The sequence below is a fragment of the Parabacteroides sp. ZJ-118 genome (genome assembly GCF_011038785.1).
Classification (GTDB): domain Bacteria; phylum Bacteroidota; class Bacteroidia; order Bacteroidales; family Tannerellaceae; genus Parabacteroides.
Genome location: NZ_JAAKDT010000067.1, coordinates 1 through 6,452, shown reverse-complemented (window position 1 = coordinate 6,452; position 6,452 = coordinate 1). Strand labels below are relative to the sequence as shown.

Genomic DNA, 6,452 nt, shown 5'->3' with positions numbered 1-6,452 from the left:
CGGCAACTAATGCCGACTGCAACATATAGGTTCAACAAAACAATAGCGACTGCAACTATTAGCTTCATAGTGACAGTCGCTATTGTTATATATAAAGTTTAATACCTGTAGTTTATCAAATGCTTACTGTTTTCATGTAACTCCTTTCGGAGTGTGAACAACACGAATGCACGGGTCGTCCAAAAACAGATTAGGCTGTAATGCCTTTTCTTCAGTGCATTACAGCCTAATACAATAAGTAGTTATCTAACCGCTTATTCCTCTATCGCAGCCTGCGCCGCCGCAATGCGAGCGATAGGTACTCTAAAAGGTGAACATGATACGTAATTCAAGCCAACTTTATGGCAGAACTTAACGGAGGAAGGCTCACCCCCATGCTCGCCGCAAATACCACATTTCAAATCCGGACGGATGGCACGACCTTTCTCTGTCGCCATGCGAACCAGCTGTCCTACGCCATTCTGGTCTAGTACTTGGAACGGATCGACCTTCAAGATCTTCTTCTCTAAATAAACCGGTAAGAAGGAGGCTATATCGTCGCGAGAATAGCCAAATGTCATCTGGGTCAAATCATTCGTCCCGAATGAGAAGAATTCGGCGCTGGAAGCAATACGATTCGCGGTTAACGCGGCACGAGGGATCTCAATCATCGTACCAACCTTGAAATCGATGCGATCGTCCATCTCTTCGAACAGCTTTTCGGCGGTGGCACGGATCACGTTCTCTTGTTCCTTGAATTCATATAAGATACCTGTCAATGGTACCATGATTTCCGGTTTGGCCTCAACGCCTTCTTTCTTCAGTTCCAAAGCGGCACCTAAAATGGCCCGGGTCTGCATTTCCGTAATTTCCGGATACGTATTACCCAGGCGGCAACCGCGGTGACCCAACATCGGGTTATGCTCGCAAAGAGATTCCACTCGTTTTTGGATCTCCTTAACGGATACACCCATTGCCTCAGCCATTTCCTCTTGACCTTTCAAATCGTGAGGAACGAACTCATGCAAAGGAGGATCGAGCAAACGAACGGTAACCGGACATCCGTCCATAGCCTTGAAGATACCCTTGAAGTCTTCTTTCTGATAAGGAAGGATCTTCGCCAGCGCTTTCTTACGGCCCTCAGCGTCCTCGGCCAAGATCATCTCGCGCATAGCCTTGATCTTCTCACCCTCGAAGAACATATGCTCCGTACGGCAGAGGCCGATACCAACGGCACCAAAGTCACGAGCGATCGAAGCGTCGTGAGGCGTATCCGCGTTTGTACGAACTTGTAATTTCGTATATTTATCGGCTAAAGCCATCAACTCCGCAAAATCACCGGATAACTCGGCCGCTTTCGTCTCAACCTGTCCTACATAGACTTCCCCGGTCGTACCATTGATAGAGATGTAATCACCTTCTCTCAAAATTACGCCATCGACGTCTACCAGCTTGTTCTTATAATCGATATTCAAGGCACCGGCGCCGGATACACAGCACTTGCCCATGCCGCGAGCCACAACGGCGGCATGAGAAGTCATACCTCCGCGGGCGGTAAGAATGCCTTCGGCGACAGCCATACCGGCCAAGTCTTCCGGAGAAGTCTCAATACGGACCATGACAACCTTTTTGCCATCGGCGTGCCATTTAGCGGCATCATCAGCGAAGAATACGATCTGTCCGGTAGCGGCACCCGGTGAGGCCGGCAAACCTTTTACCCACACTTTTGCCAGTTTCTCGGCCTTTTTATCGAATACAGGGTGAAGCAACTCATCCAGTTTATTCGGCTCGATACGGCTCAACGCTGTTTTCTCGTCGATCATACCTTGATGCAATAAGTCGATAGCGATTTTCACCATAGCGGCACCGGTACGTTTGCCGTTACGGGTTTGCAAGAACCAAAGTTTACCCTCTTGTACGGTAAACTCCATATCTTGCATGTCCCGATAATGATCTTCCAATTTCTCTTGGATAGCGTCTAATTGCTTATAGATTTCCGGCATGGCTTCTTCCATGGACGGATACTTAGCGACACGTTCTTCTTCTGAGATCCCGGCACGTTCAGCCCAACGCCGTGAACCGATCTTCGTGATCTGTTGCGGAGTACGGATACCGGCGACAACATCCTCCCCTTGAGCATTGATCAAGTACTCGCCATTGAACAAGTCCTCACCGTTACCCGCGTCACGAGAGAAACAAACGCCTGTAGCGGAAGTATCGCCCATATTACCGAATACCATGGCTTGCACGCTCACCGCCGTTCCCCACTCGTCCGGAATACCTTCCATCTTACGATACAGGATCGCACGCTCATTCATCCAGCTATTGAACACGGCACAGATAGCGCCCCACAATTGCTCATAAGCGCAAGTCGGAAAATCCTGTCCGGTCTGGGTCTTAACGGCTGCCTTAAATTTAGAGACCAATGTTTTCAAGTCTTCAACGTCAAGCTCGTTATCTAACTTGACGCCTTTCGCTTTCTTTACCTCCTCGATGATCGCCTCGAACGGATCGATATCCTCTTTGCTTGTCGGTTTCATGCCCAATACAACATCTCCGTACATTTGAACGAAACGACGATAGGAATCCCAAGCGAAACGAGCGTTGCCCGTCTTACGAGACAATCCTTCCACTACCTCGTCGTTCAAGCCAAGGTTCAATATCGTATCCATCATACCCGGCATGGATGCGCGAGCACCGGAGCGAACCGAAACTAACAGAGGATTAGCGACATCGCCGAACTTAGAGTTCATTAACTCCTCGATATTAGCGATCGCTTTCTCAACATCCGCTTTCAGCAACTCTACGACTTTATCCTTGCCTAACTCGTAATACTCCGTACAAACTTCTGTTGTAATCGTGAATCCCGGAGGAACCGGTACGCCAATCAGATTCATCTCGGCAAGGTTAGCGCCTTTGCCACCCAGCAGATTTCTCATATCTGCCCTACCTTCGGCTTTTCCATTTCCAAACGTGTAAACTCTTTTTCTTTCCATATTCGACAGTATTGAATTTAGATTCTAGTTTTGTTGATTTCAACTGTTATATTGCTATCTCAACTTTGCAATGCTGCAAATATATGCTATTTCTACTTTGCAAGCATGAATGCTGTTAAAGATTTTGACATGTTTTACAACTATTCTTTACCATTTATATTCAGTAAATGCTTACATTTGCGTGCGGGGATTTGTGGACTCATTTAAGAGTATAGAGAACGAAGCTCTTTGTTCTTAGCGGAATTGTAAGTATTTTCGCGAAGCGAATTTTAAACTTAACGACATTGGCAAGAAAGAAGAAGCAGTTGCCTATACTGGAAAAGGTAACCATTACGGACGTAGCCGCCGAAGGCAAGGCTATCGCACGAGTGAACGATTGGGTGGTATTTGTACCCTTCGTAGCTCCGGGAGACGTGGTTGACATTCAACTTACCCGTAAGAAGAATAGTTATGCGGAGGGGAAAGCTGTATATTTCCATGAGTACGCGGCCAAACGTGCGGAGCCGTTTTGCGAGCACTTCGGTGTCTGTGGAGGTTGCAAGTGGCAACATCTTCCCTATGAGGAACAGCTTTACTATAAGCAAAAACAGGTCTACGATACCCTTACCCGTATCGGAAAAGTCGAGATGGAAGAGAGACTTCCGATCTTAGGTTCCGAGCGTACGACTTTCTACCGGAACAAGCTTGAGTTTACTTTCTCAAACAAGAAATGGCTTACGGAGGAAGAGATCCAGTCCGGTGCCTCTCTCGATCGCATGAATGGTGTCGGATTTCATATACCGGGGATGTTCGATAAAGTCTTGGATATCCATAAATGTTGGTTGCAAGATGATATCTCCAACAGGATCCGTCTTTGCGTCAAAGAATATTGCCTATCTCATGAGGGGTATCCTTTCTTCGATTTACGGAACCAAGAGGGATTTGTTCGTACGTTGATGATCCGTACGGCATCCACGGGGGATTTGATGGTCGTATTGGTTTTCTTCCATGAGGATGTGGCGCGCAGGGAAGCGTTATTATCTCATCTGGCGGAACGATTCCCGGAAATCACATCCTTGATGTACGTCATCAACGGCAAATGCAATGACACGATCACGGACCAGGAAGTTCTTGTATTCAAGGGAAAAGATCATATCATCGAGGAGATGGAGGGACTTCGATTCAAGGTGGGTCCTAAGTCTTTCTATCAGACAAACAGCGAACAGGCTTATAATCTATATAAAGTGGCTAGGGAATTCGCGGGTCTTACCGGAAACGAGATGGTGTACGATTTGTATACCGGAACAGGTACGATCGCTAATTTCGTCTCTCGTCAGGCAAAGAAGGTTATCGGTATCGAATACGTACCGGAGGCTATCGAGGACGCAAAAGTGAATTCCGCCTTGAACCACATAGAGAATACGCTTTTCTATGCCGGTGACATGAAAGATATCCTTACGCGGGATTTCATAAACCAACACGGACGCCCGGATGTTATTATCACCGATCCACCACGTGCCGGTATGCATGATGACGTGATCAATACCATTCTCTTCGCTGAGCCGGAACGTATCGTTTACGTTAGCTGTAATCCTGCTACGCAAGCCCGCGACTTGAGTTTGTTGAGCGTGAGATACGCTGTCAAGAAAGTCCGTCCGGTCGATATGTTCCCTCATACGCATCATGTGGAGAACGTGGTTTTGCTTGAGAAAAAACAGACATATACATAATGTATAGGAAGTACGTCCCCATTCTGCTCTTTTTGTTCTTCTTGTATGGTTGCGACGGTAACAAACAAGAGGAGAAAGAGGACGTTGCCGTTTCCGTGGATTTGCCGAGACTGAAAGCGGAAGGTGAGATCACGGCGGTGACTTTATACAGCTCTACCTCCTACTTCCAATATAAGATGCAACCCATGGGTTACGAATACGACCTGATAAATGATTTCGCCAAGAGCCAAGGTTTGAAATTAACCATCAAGGTCGCCGAGAACCCTGCCCGGCTGATCGAGATATTAGAAGCAGGTGAGGCCGATGTCGTCGCCTACCCCATCCCAATTAACAATAAGCTGAAACAAGGGGTTATATATTGCGGTCGGGAGGGTATATCCAGCCAAGTATTGATACAACGGGCCAATAAAGGCGATCAGCTTCTTTCCGATGTCACTCAATTAATCGATAAGAATGTTTACGTAAAGCCCAACACCAAATATTCCGAGCGATTGAAGAACTTGGACGAGGAACTAGGCGGAGGAATCCGTATCCAAAAAGTAGAGAATGACTCCATCGCTACCGAAGATCTTATCGAGATGGTCTCCTTGGGTGAGATCCCCTATACGATCAGCGATGATAACACCGCCCGCCTAAACAAGACTTATTACTGGAATATCAATGTCGACCTAAAGGTTAGTTTTCCCCAACGTTCCTCATGGGTGGTAAGGAAAAGCAGTCCGGACCTGGCGAAGGCGATCGATGCATGGGCTTCCGATAAAACAGGTAAACATTCTTTCAAAGCGCTTACCAAGCGATACTTCGAACTAAGCAAGCGACCTTTCACGGCAGACATTCCGGAGGTAAAGAACGGACATATCTCCCCCTATGATTCCTTATTCAAGAAGCATGCGAAAAACATCGGATGGGATTGGCGGCTGCTGGCGTCTATCTCTTATCAAGAGTCTCACTTCAATCCTACGGTCGTATCGTGGGCGGGCGCCGAGGGTCTTATGGGGATCATGCCAAACACGGCGAAGGCATTAGGTGTCACCCCGCATGAATTGAAAGATCCGGATACGGGAATCCGCACGGGAGCAGATTGTTTACGACGCTTCCGTCAAGGTTTTTCTGAGATTAAGGATCCTGAAGAAAAAGTCAAGTTTACCCTAGCGGCTTACAACGCTGGGATCGGACATGTTTACGATGCGCAGCGATTGGCCCGAAAATATGGAAAAGATCCCAATAAATGGGATAACAATGTAGCGGAGTATATTCGTTTGAAAAATGATCCTGAGTATTATAATGATCCTGTTTGCAAGCATGGATACTTGCGTGGCTCAGAAACATACAACTACGTGCGGGAAGTGTTGGAGCGTTATCATTACTACAAGAAAAAGTCGTAGTTGTAAAAAGTTTCTCTCCATCCATGCGGGAACAAATAAAAATCCGCATACAGCTTCACAGCTACATGCGGACCAAACAAATAACAAACTCTACTTATATGAAAAAACAAATACTACTAGCAAATTATTATACGACTACTACCATCAAGGTGATTTCTTGAGTCATTTTATAGTATAACAGAAGATTGCTTGAAAAGGTTCACCACTAATCACGGGATACACGCATCATGTTCCTTAAAAAGCGGGAACAATTGATCAATAGTCCGTTAAAAATATAACTATCGGCTAAGCGGCATCAGCCACAAGGCCAAAGAGTTCATTGACAAGTTTAGCATTTAAAGTTCTGTTCGGTCGCAGACCGGACCTCGCTAAAAATCGTCTGA

The 6,452-nt window shown here is 46.5% G+C and carries 3 protein-coding genes; 2 read left to right on the top strand and 1 reads right to left on the bottom strand.

Annotation, left to right across the window (positions count from 1 at the left end; all coding sequences use genetic code 11):
• Positions 1-254: 254 nt before the first annotated feature.
• Positions 255-2,975 carry a pyruvate, phosphate dikinase gene (gene ppdK / locus G7Y39_RS12815; RefSeq protein ID WP_165157837.1) on the bottom strand — a complete coding sequence of 907 codons (2,721 nt, stop codon included), beginning with the start codon at positions 2,973-2,975 and terminating at the stop codon, positions 255-257.
• Between the two features lie 284 nt (positions 2,976-3,259).
• On the opposite strand from ppdK, the gene rlmD reads away from it, so the two are divergent.
• The gene (rlmD, locus tag G7Y39_RS12810; RefSeq protein WP_165157836.1) at positions 3,260-4,684 is read left to right on the top strand and encodes a 23S rRNA (uracil(1939)-C(5))-methyltransferase RlmD; all 1,425 of its coding nucleotides are present in this window, start codon (positions 3,260-3,262) and stop codon (positions 4,682-4,684) included.
• Entirely contained in the window at positions 4,684-6,069 is a 1,386-nt protein-coding gene (locus G7Y39_RS12805) for a transglycosylase SLT domain-containing protein (RefSeq protein WP_165157835.1), read from the top strand. The genes rlmD and G7Y39_RS12805 overlap by 1 nt, the downstream gene beginning before the upstream one ends.
• Positions 6,070-6,452 lie beyond the last annotated feature (383 nt).

Bases quoted from the DNA above. Each gene is read 5' to 3' on its own strand.
- ppdK (WP_165157837.1), bottom strand. From the start codon at position 2,975: ATGGAAAGAAAAAGAGTTTACACGTTTGGAAATGGAAAAGCCGAAGGT.
- G7Y39_RS12805 (WP_165157835.1), top strand. From the start codon at position 4,684: ATGTATAGGAAGTACGTCCCCATTCTGCTCTTTTTGTTCTTCTTGTAT.